Source organism: Dietzia sp. 2505, assembly GCF_040546785.1.
Taxonomy (GTDB): domain Bacteria; phylum Actinomycetota; class Actinomycetes; order Mycobacteriales; family Mycobacteriaceae; genus Dietzia.
Genome location: NZ_JBEPON010000001.1, coordinates 575,939 through 591,784 on the forward strand (window position 1 = coordinate 575,939; position 15,846 = coordinate 591,784).

At 70.6% G+C, this 15,846-nt stretch carries 13 protein-coding genes; 6 read left to right on the plus strand and 7 right to left on the minus strand.

What is annotated here, in order from left to right; translation table 11 throughout:
• Positions 1-7: 7 nt before the first annotated feature.
• The 3 genes from lipA to sucB all read right to left on the minus strand — a co-directional run bounded on the left by lipA (position 8) and on the right by sucB (position 4,234).
• Positions 8-1,018 (minus strand): lipoyl synthase, encoded by a 1,011-nt coding sequence (lipA, locus tag ABIE38_RS02605; protein WP_354053870.1) that lies wholly within the window; start codon positions 1,016-1,018, stop codon positions 8-10.
• Between the two features lie 21 nt (positions 1,019-1,039).
• The gene (gene lipB, locus ABIE38_RS02610; protein ID WP_354053871.1) at positions 1,040-1,717 is read right to left on the minus strand and encodes a lipoyl(octanoyl) transferase LipB; all 678 of its coding nucleotides are present in this window, start codon (positions 1,715-1,717) and stop codon (positions 1,040-1,042) included.
• An 84-nt stretch (positions 1,718-1,801) separates the two neighbouring features.
• A complete protein-coding gene (sucB, locus tag ABIE38_RS02615) occupies positions 1,802-4,234 on the minus strand; it encodes a 2-oxoglutarate dehydrogenase, E2 component, dihydrolipoamide succinyltransferase (RefSeq protein WP_354053872.1) in 2,433 nt (810 codons plus the stop codon).
• Between the two features lie 313 nt (positions 4,235-4,547).
• Here sucB and ABIE38_RS02620 point away from each other — a divergent pair, with 313 nt between their 5' ends.
• Positions 4,548-4,907, plus strand: coding sequence for an oxidoreductase (locus ABIE38_RS02620; RefSeq protein ID WP_354053873.1), 360 nt, complete (start codon positions 4,548-4,550; stop codon positions 4,905-4,907).
• A gap of 595 nt (positions 4,908-5,502) precedes the next feature.
• Positions 5,503-6,591, plus strand: coding sequence for an asparaginase (locus ABIE38_RS02625; protein ID WP_354053874.1), 1,089 nt, complete (start codon positions 5,503-5,505; stop codon positions 6,589-6,591).
• A 70-nt stretch (positions 6,592-6,661) separates the two neighbouring features.
• On the opposite strand, the gene ABIE38_RS02630 is transcribed toward ABIE38_RS02625, so the two are convergent.
• On the minus strand, positions 6,662-8,185 hold the full coding sequence (locus ABIE38_RS02630; RefSeq protein WP_354053875.1) for a leucyl aminopeptidase: 1,524 nt from the start codon (positions 8,183-8,185) through the stop codon (positions 6,662-6,664).
• A 143-nt stretch (positions 8,186-8,328) separates the two neighbouring features.
• Here ABIE38_RS02630 and gcvT point away from each other — a divergent pair, with 143 nt between their 5' ends.
• Both gcvT and ABIE38_RS02640 read left to right on the plus strand, forming a co-directional pair.
• A complete protein-coding gene (gcvT, locus tag ABIE38_RS02635; protein ID WP_354053876.1) occupies positions 8,329-9,441 on the plus strand; it encodes a glycine cleavage system aminomethyltransferase GcvT in 1,113 nt (370 codons plus the stop codon).
• A 29-nt stretch (positions 9,442-9,470) separates the two neighbouring features.
• Positions 9,471-10,562: a branched-chain amino acid aminotransferase gene (locus tag ABIE38_RS02640; RefSeq protein WP_354053877.1), complete on the plus strand. Its 1,092-nt coding sequence runs from the start codon at positions 9,471-9,473 to the stop codon at positions 10,560-10,562.
• Positions 10,563-10,792: 230 nt separating this feature from the next.
• On the opposite strand, the gene ABIE38_RS02645 is transcribed toward ABIE38_RS02640, so the two are convergent.
• Genes ABIE38_RS02645 through ABIE38_RS02655 form a run of 3 tightly spaced genes read right to left on the minus strand, consistent with a single transcriptional unit; the run spans position 10,793 to position 14,197 of the window.
• Positions 10,793-11,581 carry an adenosylcobinamide-GDP ribazoletransferase gene (locus tag ABIE38_RS02645; protein ID WP_354053878.1) on the minus strand — a complete coding sequence of 263 codons (789 nt, stop codon included), beginning with the start codon at positions 11,579-11,581 and terminating at the stop codon, positions 10,793-10,795.
• A 6-nt stretch (positions 11,582-11,587) separates the two neighbouring features.
• Positions 11,588-13,450 (minus strand): nicotinate-nucleotide--dimethylbenzimidazole phosphoribosyltransferase, encoded by a 1,863-nt coding sequence (cobT, locus tag ABIE38_RS02650; RefSeq protein ID WP_354053879.1) that lies wholly within the window; start codon positions 13,448-13,450, stop codon positions 11,588-11,590.
• A 51-nt stretch (positions 13,451-13,501) separates the two neighbouring features.
• Positions 13,502-14,197 carry a DUF3043 domain-containing protein gene (locus ABIE38_RS02655; protein ID WP_354053880.1) on the minus strand — a complete coding sequence of 232 codons (696 nt, stop codon included), beginning with the start codon at positions 14,195-14,197 and terminating at the stop codon, positions 13,502-13,504.
• Between the two features lie 167 nt (positions 14,198-14,364).
• Between ABIE38_RS02655 and ABIE38_RS02660 the strand changes: the two genes are divergently transcribed.
• Both ABIE38_RS02660 and ABIE38_RS02665 read left to right on the plus strand, forming a co-directional pair.
• Positions 14,365-14,727: a HesB/IscA family protein gene (locus ABIE38_RS02660; protein ID WP_107756186.1), complete on the plus strand. Its 363-nt coding sequence runs from the start codon at positions 14,365-14,367 to the stop codon at positions 14,725-14,727.
• Positions 14,728-14,792: 65 nt separating this feature from the next.
• Positions 14,793-15,770 carry a carbohydrate kinase family protein gene (locus ABIE38_RS02665; protein ID WP_354053881.1) on the plus strand — a complete coding sequence of 326 codons (978 nt, stop codon included), beginning with the start codon at positions 14,793-14,795 and terminating at the stop codon, positions 15,768-15,770.
• Positions 15,771-15,846 lie beyond the last annotated feature (76 nt).

Genomic DNA, 15,846 nt, shown 5'->3' on the forward strand with positions numbered 1-15,846 from the left:
CGGAGGGTCAGGCCCGGGCGCGCGCCAGCACGGAGGAGGCCTCCTGCGAGGCGGCGCCGCCGGAGGTCAACTGTGCGAGGTGCTCCGGAACCTGCTGGCCCCGGTGTTCGAGAGCCTGGACGTACAGGCGCCCGGCCCTGTACGAGGACCGGACCAGTGGACCGGCCATGACCCCGGCGAAACCGATCTCGCGCGCCTGGTCGGACAGCTCCACGAACTCCTCCGGCTTGACCCAGCGGTCGATGGGGTGGTGCAGCGGACTGGGCCGGAGGTACTGGGTGATGGTGAGGATGTCGCACCCCGCGGAATGCAGGTCGATCATCGCGTCGACGATCTCCTCCGTGGTCTCACCCATTCCCAGGATGAGGTTGGACTTGGTGACCAGCCCGAAGTCGCGGGCGGCTCGGATGACTCCGAGGGACCGGTCGAACCGGAACGCCGGCCTGATGCGCTTGAAGATCCGGGGGACCGTCTCCACGTTGTGCGCGAGCACCTCGGGCCGTGACTCGAACACCTCCGCGAGCTGATCCGGATCACCGTTGAAATCGGGGATCAGGTTCTCGACGCCGGTGTTGGGGTTGAGTTCGTGGATCTTGCGGACCGTCTCCGCGTACAGCCACGCGCCACCGTCGTCGAGGTCGTCCCGGGCGACGCCGGTGATGGTCGAGTACCGCAGACCCATTTCGCGAACGGACTCCGCCACGCGCCGCGGCTCGTCCCGGTCGAGGGCACTGGGCTTGCCCGTCGCGATCTGACAGAAGTCGCAGCGCCTCGTGCACTGCTCGCCGCCGATGAGGAAGGTGGCCTCGCGGTCCTCCCAACATTCGTAGATGTTGGGGCAGCCGGCCTCCTCGCACACCGTGTGCAGACCGCCGGTCTTGACGAGGCCCTTGAGTTCCTTGTACTCGGGGCCCATCGTGGCCCGGGTCCGGATCCAGGAGGGCTTGCGCTCGATCGGCGTCTCGGCGTTGCGGGCCTCGATGCGGAGCAGCTTGCGGCCTTCGGGAGTGACAGTCACGGCCGCCAGCCTACGCTCGAATCACCTCACGGGTAGTCGTCCGTCGAGCGCCTCCACCACGTCGGAGGTGACCTGGTCGAGGACCTCCGAGACGGGCACGTCCCGTCCGAGTTCGGCCGAGAGGGAGGTGACCCCGGCGTCGACGATCCCGCAGGGGACGATCCGCGAGTATGCACCGAGATCACAATCGCAGTTGAGCGCGAAACCGTGCATTGTCACCCCGCGCTGGACCCGGATCCCGATGGCGGCGATCTTGCGCTCCGGCCGGCCGTCACCGGCCGGACACCACACCCCGGACCGGCCGTCCACACGGTCGACCTCCACCCCCATCCGGGCGCACGTGGTGATGAGGGCCTGCTCCACCCGGCGGACGTACTCCACCACATCGATGGGGTCCGACAGGGCGATGATCGGGTACCCGACCAGCTGCCCGGGTCCGTGCCAGGTGATCCGGCCACCCCGGTCCACGTCGACGACGGGGGTCCCGTCGACCGGGCGATCCGACGGCTCCGTGCGCTTTCCGGCGGTGTATGTGGCCGGGTGTTCCAGGAGCAGGATCGTGTCCCCGCGGGCTCCGTCGGCCCTCTCCTCGGCGAGCGACCTCTGCAGCTCCCAGGTGGGTGTGTACTCGACGGTGCCGAGGCGGCGGATCTCCGGCTCGACCGGATCGCGGCGCAGGGACTGACCGGTGTGGGACATGCCGTCCACTCTAGGCCGAGGGGTCCCACAGACGACGACGGGCGCCCTCCCGGAGGAGGACGCCCGTGGCGCTGTGGTCAGGACCTAGAGGCCGAGATCTCCCTCGAACTCGGCCCGCTGCAGACGGTCCTTGACCGTGGTGAGGAAACGACCGGCGTCCGCACCGTCGATGAGACGGTGGTCGTAGGTCAGCGGCAGGTAGCCCATCGACCGGATGGCGATCGACTCGCCGTCGTCGTCGGCGTCCACCACGGGGCGCCGCACGATCGCGCCGGTCCCCAGCATCGCCGCCTGCGGCGGGACGAGGATCGGGGTGTCGAACAGCGCACCCTCGCTCCCGATGTTGGTGATGGTGAACGTGCCCCCCTGGAGGTCGTCCGGGGTGAGCTTGGACGCCCGCGCCCGCTCCGCCAGGTCGATGATCGCCTTGGCGAGACCCGGGATGTCCAGGTCCTGGGCGTCGCGGATGACCGGTGAGAGCAGCCCCGCCTCGGTGTCCACGGCGATGCCGAGGTTCACCGAGCCGTGGTAGGTGATCTCGTTGGTGTCCTCGTCGTACGACGCGTTGACGTTCGGGTGCGAGACCAGGGCCTCGACCACCGCCTTGGCGTAGAACGGCAGGTAGGTGAGCTTGACACCGTGCTCGTCCGCGAACCGGCTCTTGGTCCGGGCCCGCAGTTGCGCGACGCGGCTCATGTCCACCTCGAAGACCTGCGTGAGCTGCGCGCTGGTCTGCAGCGACTCGCGGGTCTTCTTTGCCGTGATCTTGCGGATCCGGTTGGCCTTCTTGGTGGTCCCGCGCAGCTCGGCCAGTTCGGGTCGCACCCCGGCCGAGGACGGGCCACCTGCTGGGGCCTTCTTCTCCGCGGGGGCCTCGGTGTCGCTCTCGGCGCCACCCTCGGCCGCGGCGAGGACATCCTGCTTACGGATGCGTCCGCCGATCCCGGTGCCCTTGACGGAGTCCAGGTCCACGCCGTGCTCCTGGGCGAGCTTGCGCACGAGCGGGGTGACATAGGGGGAGGTGCCGGAGCTGGAACCCGTGGCGCCGCCCCCGCTCTCGGCCGCGGCGAGGACGTCCTGCTTGCGGATGCGCCCACTGGCCCCGCTGCCCTCGACGGTCTCGAGGTCGACCCCCTTCTCCTCGGCGAGCGACCGCACCAACGGTGTGGGGGACGGCGAGGTACCGGACTTGGCGGCTTCCGCCGGTTCCGCACGCTCGCCCTGCCTGCCCGAGGACCCCGGGCCGTCGGCCGTGTCCGCGGACTCATCGGCCTTGGCGGCGGCTTTCTCCGCCGCCTTCTTCTCGGTCTTCGGGGTCTTGCCCGCTGCGTCGTCCTGCTCGGCTGCGCCGGCGGCGTCGGTGGCATCGCCCTCCGCCTGCGCGGGGGCGTCATCGGGACGGGCGGACTCGGCGGCGTCGGACGTCCCCTCGTCCTCGGGCTCGTCGTCCTGGTCGGAGGTGTCGCCGTCGCCGATGACGGCGAGGACGGCTCCGACCTCGACGGTCTCGTCCTCGTCGGCGACGATCTTCTGCAGGGTGCCGGCGACGGGGGAGGGGATCTCGGTGTCGACCTTGTCGGTGGAGACCTCGAGCAGGGGCTCGTCCATCTCCACGGTGTCGCCGACGGCCTTGAGCCAGTTGGTGATGGTGCCCTCGGTGACGGACTCGCCGAGTTCGGGCATGGTGACCTCGGTGCCCTTGACGCCCGCTCCCTTTCCGCTGGAGCCGCCGGAGGACTTCGCGGGCTTCTCGGCGGGTGCCTCGTCGGCCTCCTCCGCGGAGGCGTCGGCCTCGTCGTCGGAGTCGTCGTCATCGGAGGAGGAGTCCTCCGCCGGCTCGTCGGCGGGCTCGTCGTCCTGGTCGGAGGTGTCGCCGTCGCCGATGACGGCGAGGACGGCTCCGACCTCGACGGTCTCGTCCTCGTCGGCGACGATCTTCTGCAGGGTGCCGGCGACGGGGGAGGGGATCTCGGTGTCGACCTTGTCGGTGGAGACCTCGAGCAGGGGCTCGTCCATCTCCACGGTGTCGCCGACGGCCTTGAGCCAGTTGGTGATGGTGCCCTCGGTGACGGACTCGCCGAGTTCGGGCATGGTGACCTCGGTGCCCTTGCCGCCCGCTCCCTTTCCGCTGGAGCCGCCGGAGGACTTCGCGGGCTTCTCGGCGGGTGCCTCGTCGGTCTCCTCCGCGGAGGCGTCGGCCTCGTCGTCGGAGTCGTCGTCATCGCCGTCATCGGAGGAGGAGTCCTCCGCCGGCTCGTCGGCGTCGTCCGATCCACCGGAACCGTCGTCGATGACCGCGAGTTCCCCGCCGATCTCGACGGTCTCGTCCTCGTCGGCGACGATCTTGGACAGCGTGCCCGCTGCGGGCGACGGGATCTCGGTGTCGACCTTGTCGGTCGAGACCTCGAGCAACGGCTCGTCGACCTCGACGGTGTCCCCCTCCTTCTTGAGCCAGCGGGTGACGGTGCCCTCGCTGACGGATTCACCGAGAGCCGGCATCTGTACGGAGAAGGCCATGGTGTCGTGACTCCTCAAGAGTTGTGGGCGCTGCCCGCCGGCGCGATCCGCACCCGCGTGAGCGGCGACATGGTGGTGAGCTATCGATTCTTCGAGACGACCCGGGACGGAACCACTGTGGCGGCCCGCCCGGACGATCGACCACCATTGTGCCCTGTGCCACCTGCCGGTGTCGGCGGACGCCCCGATCCCGGCGTCTGTGGGTGCCCGATCCGCCAGGCGGCCGCGCCATCACCGGTGCTCGGGCTCGGTACGATCGATTCGGCGTAGACGGCCCCACCCCGGACGGGGGGCCGACGGGAGGAGACCGACAGTGGCGATCCGCGATCTTTTCCGGCGGCGGCAGACGCGGATCCCCGCGGATCCCGCCGACCTCGCCCACTTCCGGTCCTGGTGCGAGACCCGGGTGGGGATCGAGGCGTACCTGGAGCCCGAGACCCTCGTGTCGGTGCCCGGACTCCTCCTCGTCGCGTTCGACGGCGAGTGGACGCGACGCCCGGTGGGGGATGTGGCCACCGCGCGCAAGCTCGCCGACCAGCTCAAGATCCCCCTCTACGACGCGATGGAGACCGGGTACCCGGACCGGATGCGGCTCTTCGAGGAGGTTCGGATCTCCCGCGAGCGCAAGGAGAGGGCCCGCCGGCTCCGCGAACAGATGCGCGAGAACGATTAACAGCACTGCCGCGCCATCCGACCGCACACCTGTAGCGGAGTTCCGCAGGCGACGTCTCGTGTTGCGAGCAATCGTGGGTCTGGCGTCCATCTGACTCGGATCGACCCCGACCGCTCCCATCGCTGGGTCGCGGCTCTGGGAGGGACTCACCATCGGCGCCGCCGACGGCCCCGGCGAGGACTCGAGACTATTGCGTAACTCATCCTTGATGGTTTTGAAACCTAAGAAGATGCACAGGAAATGTTGCCGTAACAGCAGGGCGAGAGTGTGTCTCTGGTCGCTCGAACCACTTGTGGATCACTTCCACGAGCGACCGGGTTTCCCTTCCCACTCAGAGAAATGAGCGCACATGCTCCAGATGACACCTCGCCGCAGGGCACGAGCGTTCGTGGCCGCTCTGTCCTGCGCCGGGCTCCTGGTCACAGGGCTGCCCAGCGCATCGGCGGCCTCTCCGCTCGACAGCCTCGCCGCCGGCAGTCTCGGATCGAGTACGGGCACTACTGCGCCAGACGCACCCGAGACTCCGGTCGAGCCCGATCCGGGCGAGCCCGATCCGACTGAGCCGATTGATGGCGGGGATCCGACCCTGCCCACCGTGACAGTCGTGGCAACCGGCGGCACCCTCGCCGGCCGGGCGACCACGCAGGACTCGTACTCGAACTACCGCGCCGGAACCTATCCGATGGCCGAGCTCATCCCCGAAATCGCCCCGGCCATCGACCAGATGGCCAACGTGGACATCGTGCAGTTCGGTAACGCCGGCTCAGGTGGTTACACCATCGCGCAGTATCGCGAGCTGACCCTGGCGGTCGAGCAAGCACTCGTGAGCTCGGATGCCGTCGTGGTGACCACGGGAACCGACACCATGGAGGAGTTCGGGTACTGGCTTGACGTCACTGTCCAGAGCAAGAAGCCAGTAGTCATCACGGGTGCGATGCGTCCGTGGGCTGCCGGCCCGACCCCGGATGTCGACCCGGTGTTCGGCAGTGACGGCCCCGCCAACCTGGTCCAGTCGATCCGGCTCGCAGCATCCCAGCAGACTTACTGCTTCGGCACCGTGCTGATGCTCAACGATGAGATACACGCGGCACGCGACGTCACCAAGGGCAACACCATGCGGACCGACACGTTCGAGTCCCGGAGAGTCGGCGTTCTCGGGTGGATCGACGGCGATCGGATCAGTCTCCCGCGTGGACCGTCCAGAGTGCTCGACTGCCAGTCCGACCGGTGGCTCACGCCCTTCGACCTGTCGGAGATCTCAGCGAGCGATCTGCCCAAGGTGGAGATCTTCTACAACTACCAGGAGGCCTCCGGGGATGCGATCCGGGGAATGGTCACCGGCGGGGCCACCGGAATCGTCACCGCCGGTACCGGTGCGGGCGGCATCTCCTCGGCGGCAGGCCAGGCTCGCCGCGATGCCATCGCTCAAGGGGTGTGGTTCGTCTCCACCAGCCGCACCGGCTCCGGGACGGTCGGCCCCACCAGTGCTGCGGGAATGATCTCCGGCAACGAGTTGCTCCCGCAGAAGGCCCGGTTGTTGCTCATCCTGAGCCGCGCCTACACCGACGACATCACCGTCGCCCGTGACTGGTTCGCCACGGCCGGCAATCCCGGGTTCGGCAACGCATCGGCTGCCGTGGACGTGCAGTCGGTCCCGGACGGGGTGCTCGAGCCGGTCGCGTGATCGCACCCCGTCCAGCGTGACCCGTGCGGACGATGTCAGCGCCCTGCAGTGGAGAATCGTCGAACATCTCTCACCGAGAGGCGATGTCCTCCAGGACCGCGAGCATCGTCCGCACGGGCACGCCCGTCCCACCCTTGGGCAGGTACCCCTCGGCGCCGCCGTCGTTGTAGGCCGGGCCCGCCACGTCGATGTGGGCCCACTCGACGCCCTCGGCGACGAACTCCTTGAGGAACAGGCCCGCGGAGAGCATGCCGCCCCAGCGGTGCGGGGTCACGTTCGTCAGATCCGCGACCTCGGAGTCCAGGCCGTCGCGGAGCTCCTCGGGAAGCGGCATCGGCCAGCCGCCCTCGCCGATCCCCCGGCTGAGCTCGGCCACCCGGTCACGAAACTCCTCGGTTCCCATGACCCCGGGGGACTTCTTGCCCAGCGCGACCATCTGCGCCCCGGTGAGCGTGGCGGTGTCGATGAGGTGGGACGGCGAGTCCTCGCACGCGCGAACGATGGCGTCGGCCAGGATCAACCGCCCCTCGGCGTCGGTGTTCTGCACCTCGACCGTCGTCCCGCCGTACATGGTGAGCACGTCGCCTGGCCGGTACGCGGTCGAGGACGGCATGTTCTCGGCCATCGGGACGGTCGCCACCACGGTCAGGTCGAGACCGAGCCGGGCGGCCAGGATGACGGTCGCGACCACGGCGGCCGCACCGCCCATGTCCATCGTCATCTGCTCCATGCCCGCGGCCGGCTTGATGGAGATGCCGCCGGTGTCGAAGGTGACGCCCTTGCCCACCAGGGCGACGGTCGGCCGGTTCTCGTTCCCCCGGTGCGTGAGTCGGACCAGACGCGGTGGCCGGGACGATCCGCCGCCCACGGCCAGGATGCCGCCGTATCCACCGTCGGCCAGGGCGGACTCGTCCATGATCTCCACCTCCAGGCCCGCGGCGGCCGCGAGCTCGGCGGCGCGGTCCGCGAAGGAACCGGGGAAGAGCAGGTTGGGTGGGGTGTTGACCAGGTCGCGTGCGAGGCCGACGCACTCGGCGATGGTGGCGGCCCGGGTCACCGCGTCCGCGCCGCCCTCCGCGACGAACACCCTCACGGAGTCCGCCTTCTCGTCGTCGTCGTTCTTCGCCGTGACCTTGGCCGGCCGGAACGAACCCAGCGCCGCCCCCAGCGCTACCGCCTCGGCGCGGTCGGCGTCGAGCAGGACCAGTGCGGCGCCCAGCCCACGGCACGCGCGCGCGGCTCCGCCGGCCGCCCGGCGGAGCGTCTCGTCATCGACGGCATCGACGGAGGACCCGAGACCGACGAGTACGACGGACCGGCCCGGGACGCCCTCCGGTGCCGGGACGCGGGTGGTGGACCCGACCTTGGTGGGGGCGCCGACGGAGTGGGCCAGCGTGGCCAGCGCCGCGGTGACCGCGCCGTCGAGACCGGGGGCGACGACGACGGGGGCCGCGTCCGAATTGCCGCCGCCATCACCGCGGTCGGTGCCCGCGGCGATACCGACAACCACCACCTCGGACTCGACAGGCGTCGTGACGGCCTCGATCGCGGCGAGGTCCGGGCTGTGGGTGAGGATCGACTGCGCGGTGGGCATGTAAGCACTCCTGATGGTCGGCGGGGACGTACGGGACGTCTCAGATGCCCTGATGACGTGGCGGGACCGCCACGACCAGGGCACCATAGTCTATCGACTACCGTGGGAGCAGAGCCGTACTGGAGATCGCGAGGAGTGGCCACATGACAGACACCGGGGACCTCTACGAGGGGCCGCTGCACTCTCGTCACGTGGAGGCCGGGGCCACTTTCGCCCCCTTCGGTGGCTGGTCGATGCCCGTGCAGTACTCGGGAACCGTCGCCGAACACCACGCCACCCGCACGACCGTCGGGTTGTTCGACGTCAGTCACCTGGGCAAGGCGCTCGTGACCGGCCCCGGCGCCGCCGGGTTCGTCAACACCTGCGTCACCAACGATCTCGACCGGGTCTCCGCCGGCAGCGCCCAGTACACGCTGTGCTGCGACGAGTCCGGGGGAGTCGTCGACGACCTCATCGCCTACCGCGTCTCCGACTCCGAGATCTTCCTCATCCCCAACGCCGCCAACACCGCCGAGGTGGTGCGACGGATGCAGGCCGCAGCGGCCGAGCGGGCGCCCGGGGTCAGCGTCACCGACGAGCACCGCTCCCGCGCCGTGATCGCCGTGCAGGGCCCACTCGCCGGGGAGGTCCTCACCGCGGTCGGGCTTCCCATCGACCTGGACTACATGGCCTTCGTCGACGCCGACTGGTCCGGTGTGCCCGTCCGGGTCTGCCGCACCGGGTACACGGGCGAGTACGGCTTCGAGGTCCTGCCCGCGTGGGATCAGGCCGGCCCGGTCTGGGACGCGCTGGCCGAGCAGGTCCTCGAGCGCCAGGGTGCGCTGTGTGGTCTGGGTGCCCGCGACTCACTGCGCACGGAGGCCGGTTACCCGCTGCACGGCAACGAGCTGTCCCTCGATCTCAGCCCGCTCGAGGCCCGCTGCGCGTGGGCCATCGGCTGGGACAAACCGTCCTTCTGGGGGCGCGACGAGCTGCTGCGTCAGAAGGAGGCCGGACCAGCCCGGCGCATGTACGCGCTCGAGGTCACGGGCCGCGGAGTGCTGCGCGCCGGCCAGACCGTGCGGGCCGGCGGACGCGACGTGGGCATCACGAGCTCCGGCACGTTCTCGCCGACCCTGAAGACGGGGATCGCGCTCGCGTTCGTCGAGCTGGACGCCGGCCTGAAGAAGGGCGACGAGGTCGTCGTCGATGTACGGGGGCGAGAGGTACCGTGCCGCCTCGCGGTACCCCCGCTCGTCGAGATCCGCACCCGCTGACCCGCCCCTTCTCACCTAAGCGAGACGACATGTCCCAGTTCGACATCCGCCCCTCGGCCACTCCGAGGACGGCCACCGAGCGCGAAGCCATCCTCGCCGCTCCCGGTTTCGGCAAGCACTTCACCGACCACATGGTCACCCTCCCGTATTCCGACGGGGCCTGGGGTACTCCCACCGTCGAGGCCTACGCCCCGCTGTCGATCGACCCCTCCGCCGTGGTGCTGCACTACGCCCAGACGATCTTCGAGGGCCTCAAGGCGTACCGGCAGGCCGACGACTCCATCGCCTCATTCCGCCCGGAGCAGAACGCGGCGCGCTTCAACCGGTCCGCGCAGCGGCTGGCCATGCCGACGCTGCCCGAGGAGCTGTTCATGGAGTCCCTCCGACAGATCGTGGCGATCGACCGCGACTGGGTTCCCGCCGCCGGCGGGGAGGAGGCGCTCTACCTGCGGCCCTTCATGATCGCGACGGAGACCGGCCTGGGGGTGCGGCCGGCCGACGAGTACCTCTACTCGGTCATCGCCTCGCCGGCCGGCGCCTACTTCTCGCGCGGTGTGGCCCCCGTGAGCGTGTGGCTGAGCACCGAGTACGTCCGCGCCAGCCCCGGCGGAACAGGTGCGGCGAAGTTCGGAGGGAACTACGCGGCGTCCTTGCGTGCCCAGGAGCAGGCCGCAGCCGAGGGCTGCGACCAGGTGGTCTGGCTGGACGCGATCGAGCGCAAGTACGTCGAGGAGATGGGCGGGATGAACCTGTTCTTCATCCTCGGTACCGGGGACTCGGCGGAGATCGTCACCCCGGAGCTGTCCGGTTCGCTGCTGCCCGGCGTGACCCGCGACAGCCTCATCCGGCTGGCGAGCCATCTCGGCTACCCGGTGACCGAGCGGAAGGTCTCGGTGGAGGAGTGGGAGTCGGGGGTCGCCTCCGGCGCGATCACCGAGGTGTTCGCCTGCGGCACCGCCGCCGTGATCACCCCGGTCGGCTCGGTCAAGCACGCCGAGGGCGGGTACACGGTCGGTGACGGCGGCCCCGGCGAGATCACCATGCGTCTGCGCGAGACCCTCACCGGGATCCAGCGGGGGTCCGTCGAGGACACCTTCGGGTGGATGACCACGCTCGCCTGACCGGGCCGCGGGGCGGGTTCGCGACCGACCCGATTCCATCGTGAAGAGCGTTCCGCACACGTTTCCCTAGAAGGGGGTGTGCGGAACGCTCTTCTCGTTAGCGCGCGAGCCTCACGTTGGCGCGCGGGCCTCGCGTTGGCGCGCGAGCCTCTCGGGAACGCTCGAGCCTCGCGTTGGCGCGCGAGTCTTTCGGGAACGCTCGAGCCTCCAGTTGACTCGCGAACCGCAGCTCAGGCAAGCATGACGGCGACGACCAGGGATGCGGCCGTGCCCGCCTCGATCCCCGCCCCCAGGACATCGCCGTTGACCCCGCCGAGGCGGCGGACGGCGTGGCGCGCGAAGCCCGCGGCGGCAGCGTAGAGCGACAGCCCGACCACAGCCCCGACGGTCGGGGCCCACCATGCCGCCCCCCACCACGTCGCCGGCCATCCCGACCCGGCAAGACCCGCTCCCGCCGCTGCGCAGATCACAGCGACGGCCACCACGGCGGCCCGGGACTGCGATCCGGCGACCATGGCGCCGAAACCCGTGGTGCTCGCCGCCGGGACGCCTCGTCGAAGTTGGATCACGGGCAGACACCGGGACAGGACGAAGGCCGCGATCGGTGCCAGCCACGCGCCGGACGCGACCAGGGCACCGAGGGCCGCGACCTCGGCGAGCAGGACCAGGACCAGGACTGCGGCCCCCATAGCACCCACCGAGCCGGAACGCATGATCTCCAGCGCGCGTTCGGGTCCGGCGTACGAGCCGAGGCCGTCCGCGGTGTCGGCCAGCGCGTCCACGTGCATCGCGCGGGTCAACGCCAGTACCGCGGCGATCCCCGCCACGCCTGCGATGACGGACCCCGCCCCGAGCGCGTACGCCCCGTGGGCGGTCGCGGTGGCGACCACCCCGCAGACGAGCCCCACCACCGGTAGCGCGGTCATGGCCCGACCGGCCTCGGGCGGACCCGGGACGCCCCGCCCGCCGACGGGCAGCACCGTCATCCAGGACAGGGCCAGGCGGACCGCGTCGACCACGGGAGGTCAGGCCTTGCCGCTGACCCCGGCGTCGGCGAAGGTCGCCATCTCCGTGAGGATCGCGATCGCGGCGTGGACGGTGGGAAGCGCGGCGACGGCTCCGCTGCCCTCTCCCAGGCGCATGGAGTGTTCGAGGATCGGGTCGAGCGAGAGATAGGTGAGCGCCGCGGAATGGGCGGGTTCGGCGCTCCGGTGACCGGCGACCCACCACTGGCGCGCCCCGGGTGCCAGGGATTCGGCGAGCAGCGCCGCGGCCGTGACCACCGCACCGTCGAGGATGCAGGGGGTCTTGCGGACCGCGGCCTGCGCGAGGAAGCCCGCCATCGCGGCGAGGTCGGCGCCCGCGACCCTGCGGAGCATCGCGACCGGATCGCGGAGGTCGCCGGAGGCACGGAACATCGCGTCCCGGATCGCGGCGGTCTTGCGCATCCATCCGACGTCGTCGATCCCGGTGCCGCGCCCGACCAGTTCGACCGGCTCGTGACCGGTGACGAGACAGGTGATCACCGTCGCCGGCGTGGTGTTGCCGATGCCCAGGTCGCCCGCGATGAGCAGGTCCGCCCCCGAGTCGACCTCCTCGTCGGCGATCCGGCGGCCGGCCGCGATCGCCGCCCGGACCTCGTCGGGACTCAACGCGTCCTCGCGGTCGATCGACCCGCTGGAGCGACGGATCTTGTGGTCGTCCAGCCCTCCGGGCCGCTCGGCAGCCATCGACATATCGGCCACGCGGACGGTCGCCCGCGCGGCGCGGGCCAGCACGGACACGGCCGCGCCGCCGCCCACGATGTTGTCGGCCATCTGCAGTGTGACCTCGCGCGGGTAGGCGGAGACCCCGTTCTCGGCGACGCCGTGGTCGCCGGCGAACACCACGACCCGGGCTCGGTCGAGCGGGCGGGGCGGGCACGCCTCCTGGCATGACGAGATCCACACCCCGAGCTCTTCGAGCCGGCCGAGCGAACCCGACGGTTTGGTCAGCGCGAGCTGCCGGGCGCGCGCCTCGTCCGCGACGGTGTGGGAAGGCGGGTGGACCGGGGGGAACGTCACGGGGTCGACGTAGTGCGCGACATCCGCCAGACCGGGGAAGTCGTGCGCCGAGAGCGCGGACCCCGACCCGGTCTCCGGCTCGTACTCCGTCCCGGTCTCCAGTGTGTTCTCCGACTCGGTCTCCGGCTCGAGGTCCCGGGCGGTTCCCTCGGCAGCCTGCGGGTCCGCGGCGGCCCCGGTCGCCCCGGCGGTCGCGGTCGCGCCGGCGGCCCCACCGAGGGTGGGTGTGGACGCCGCCGGGGGGGTCGGAACCGGTGAGGCGGGCTGACCGGGGGAGCTGCCCGGTGCGGCGGGGGCCCCGGGGGCGGAGAGGGGGAGGACCCTGCCCGCGACGACGAGGACGGCCGCGTCACACACCTCGGCCAGTCGCCGGTTGAGCGAACCGATCAGGTCCGAGAAGAGACGGCCGGAGTGGGTGTCGGGCACGACCCCCAGTCCGACCTCGGGGGAGACCAGGACGAGCGGACCCGGGTGGGCGGTGATCGCCGAGACGAGCGTATCGACCTCGCCGGACACCGCCGCCCCGCCGTCGGCCCACCCGAGGGTGGCGTCCATCCGGCGGGTGAGCCAGCCCCCGAGATCGTCGACGAGGACCGTGTCGGCCGGGTGATCGGCGAGCACCCGCGGGATCTCGTCGGTCTCCTCGGTGGACCACTCGGCGGGCCTGCGGTTTCTGTGTACGGCGATCCGGGCGGCCATCTCGCCGTCGTCATGGTCCGGTCGCGCGGTGGCCACGTACACCACGTCCCCGCCGGTGGCCGCGGCCACCGATTCGGCGTGGGCGGACTTGCCCGATCGGGTGCCGCCGAGGACGAGCAGGCGCATGGCGTTCCGGGCCTTTCCGTGAATCGTCGGTCAGGTCAGCTGTCGGTCAGGTCAGATGGAGTCGCCCGGGCGCACCCGGGGGCGGGGGGTGCGGAGCATCCGCGGCTGCGTCGCCCGCATCACCGCGTACCACCCCATCCCGAACCCGGTGTCCTCGGTGTCCGGGAACCGCTCCCGGACGACCCGGTTGACCTTGCGTCCGAGAAGGATGCCGTCCACCACCACCACGACGATCAGGATGAGGAACAGATTCTGGCTGTAGAACATCAGTTCCGGGTTGGGTATCAGCTGGAAGATGATCACGAACAGCGCGAGCGGCATGAAGAAGTTGATCAGGCGCCGGTGGGTGTCCACCCAGTCGCGGGCGAAACGACGGACCTCGCCGCGGTCCCGCGAGAGCACGTAACGGTCGTCGCCGGCCATCATGAGCTGGCGGCGCTCCTCACGGGCGGTACGCTGCTCGGCCCGCGCGGCCTTGCGCTCGTCCTTGGTCATGCTGGCCTCGGCGGCCTTCCGGCGCTCCTTGGCCTCCTTGCGGGTGACCGGCGCCGTGACGGGACCCGTCCGCAGGCCCCGCGCGCGCTCCTGGTCCCGCCGCTTGGGGGTGGGCTTGCCCTTGCCCGCGGGCCGACGGGCGTCCCCTGCAGGCTCCGGATCCGTGCCCGGGGAGGACTCCGGCCCGGTGTCGGTACCTGCGGAGCCCTTGCCGGGGTCGTCTTTACTGGAGCCGAATGCGCGCAACTTCACATACCCAGGCTAGGCGATCGATCCCCACCGAGGACATTCACCCGTCACTCCCCGCAGGCGTATCGTGTCAGGCGACGCGGCGTCCGGGGAATAGAGAGCTCCCCGGTGGGCGTTGCACCACCGTAGGACGCCACCGAAGACCCTCTCGGATCGCAAGGAGAACCGACATGACCACAGCGGAGAACACCGCCACGGAGACCACCGCCACCGGTGTGCTGCTCACCGACGCCGCCGCCTCGAAGGCCAAGGCACTCCTCGACCAGGAAGGCCGCGACGATCTGGCGCTGCGCATCGCCGTCCAGCCCGGTGGTTGTGCCGGCCTTCGGTACCAGCTCTTCTTCGACGACCGCTCGCTCGACGGCGACGTGGTGGACGACTTCGGGGGCATCAAGCTCGCCGTGGACCGGATGAGCGTGCCATACCTGACCGGAGCGTCGATCGACTTCGTCGACACCATCGAGAAGCAGGGCTTCACCATCGACAACCCCCAGGCCACCGGCTCGTGCGCCTGCGGCGACTCGTTCAACTGAGTCCACCCGGTCGCTGACGACCCGGGCCGATCGCTGGTCGGCCCGGGTCGTCTACTGTCTGGAGCATGTCAGTAGTCATCACGGGTTCCATCGCCACCGACCACCTCATGACCTTCTCGGGTCGGTTCTCCGAGCAGCTGCTGCCGGACCAGCTCGCGCACGTGTCGCTGAGCTTCCTGGTGGACTCCCTGCAGATCCGCCGTGGCGGGGTCGGCGGCAACATCGCGTTCGCGCTCGGCGTGCTGGGCCGGCGCCCGCACCTCGTCGGTGCGGCCGGAGAGGACTTCGCCGAGTACCGCGGATGGTTGGAGGACCACGGCGTCGACTGCTCGGCCGTCCACATCAGCTCCGCACTGCACACGGCTCGCTTCGTGTGCACGACCGACTCGGACATGGCCCAGCTTGCGTCCTTCTACCCGGGCGCCATGGGCGAGGCGGCCACCATCTCCCTGGCCCGCCTGGTCGACCGCATCGGTCGGCCCGAGATCGTTCTCATCGGCGCCAACGACCCGACCGCGATGAACTCCCACACGGCGGAGTGCCGCGAGCTCGGACTGGACTTCGCGGCCGACCCCTCCCAGCAGCTGGCGTTCCTCGACGGTGAAGCGGCCGCAGCGCTGGTCGACGGCGCCCGGTACCTGTTCACCAACGAGTACGAGTACGAGCTGCTGCTGAACAAGACCGGGTGGACGGCCGAGGAACTGGACGACAAGGTCGGTACCCGGATCACCACCCGCGGAGGCAAGAGCGTGGTGATCGTGGAGAAGGGCGCCGAGCCGCTCGAGGTGGGCATCGTGCCCTCGGACAACCTGCTCGACCCCACGGGCGTCGGCGACGCGTTCCGCGCCGGCTTCCTCACCGGCGTGGTCGACGGCCTCTCGCTGGAGCGTTCGGCCCAGTTCGGTGCTCTCATCGCCACCCACGTGCTGGAGACCACCGGCACCCAGGAGTGGAGCATCGACCCCACCGCCGCGCGCCGCCGACTCGCCGCGGCCTACGGGGACGAGGCCGCCGAGGAGCTCGCGGCGCTGCTGCCGGCCTGATCCCTCCGGCCCATACCCCCGAGCTGACGGCCGGGCGACCGACCACCGTCGACCAGCAACCGACGACAAGAGCGTT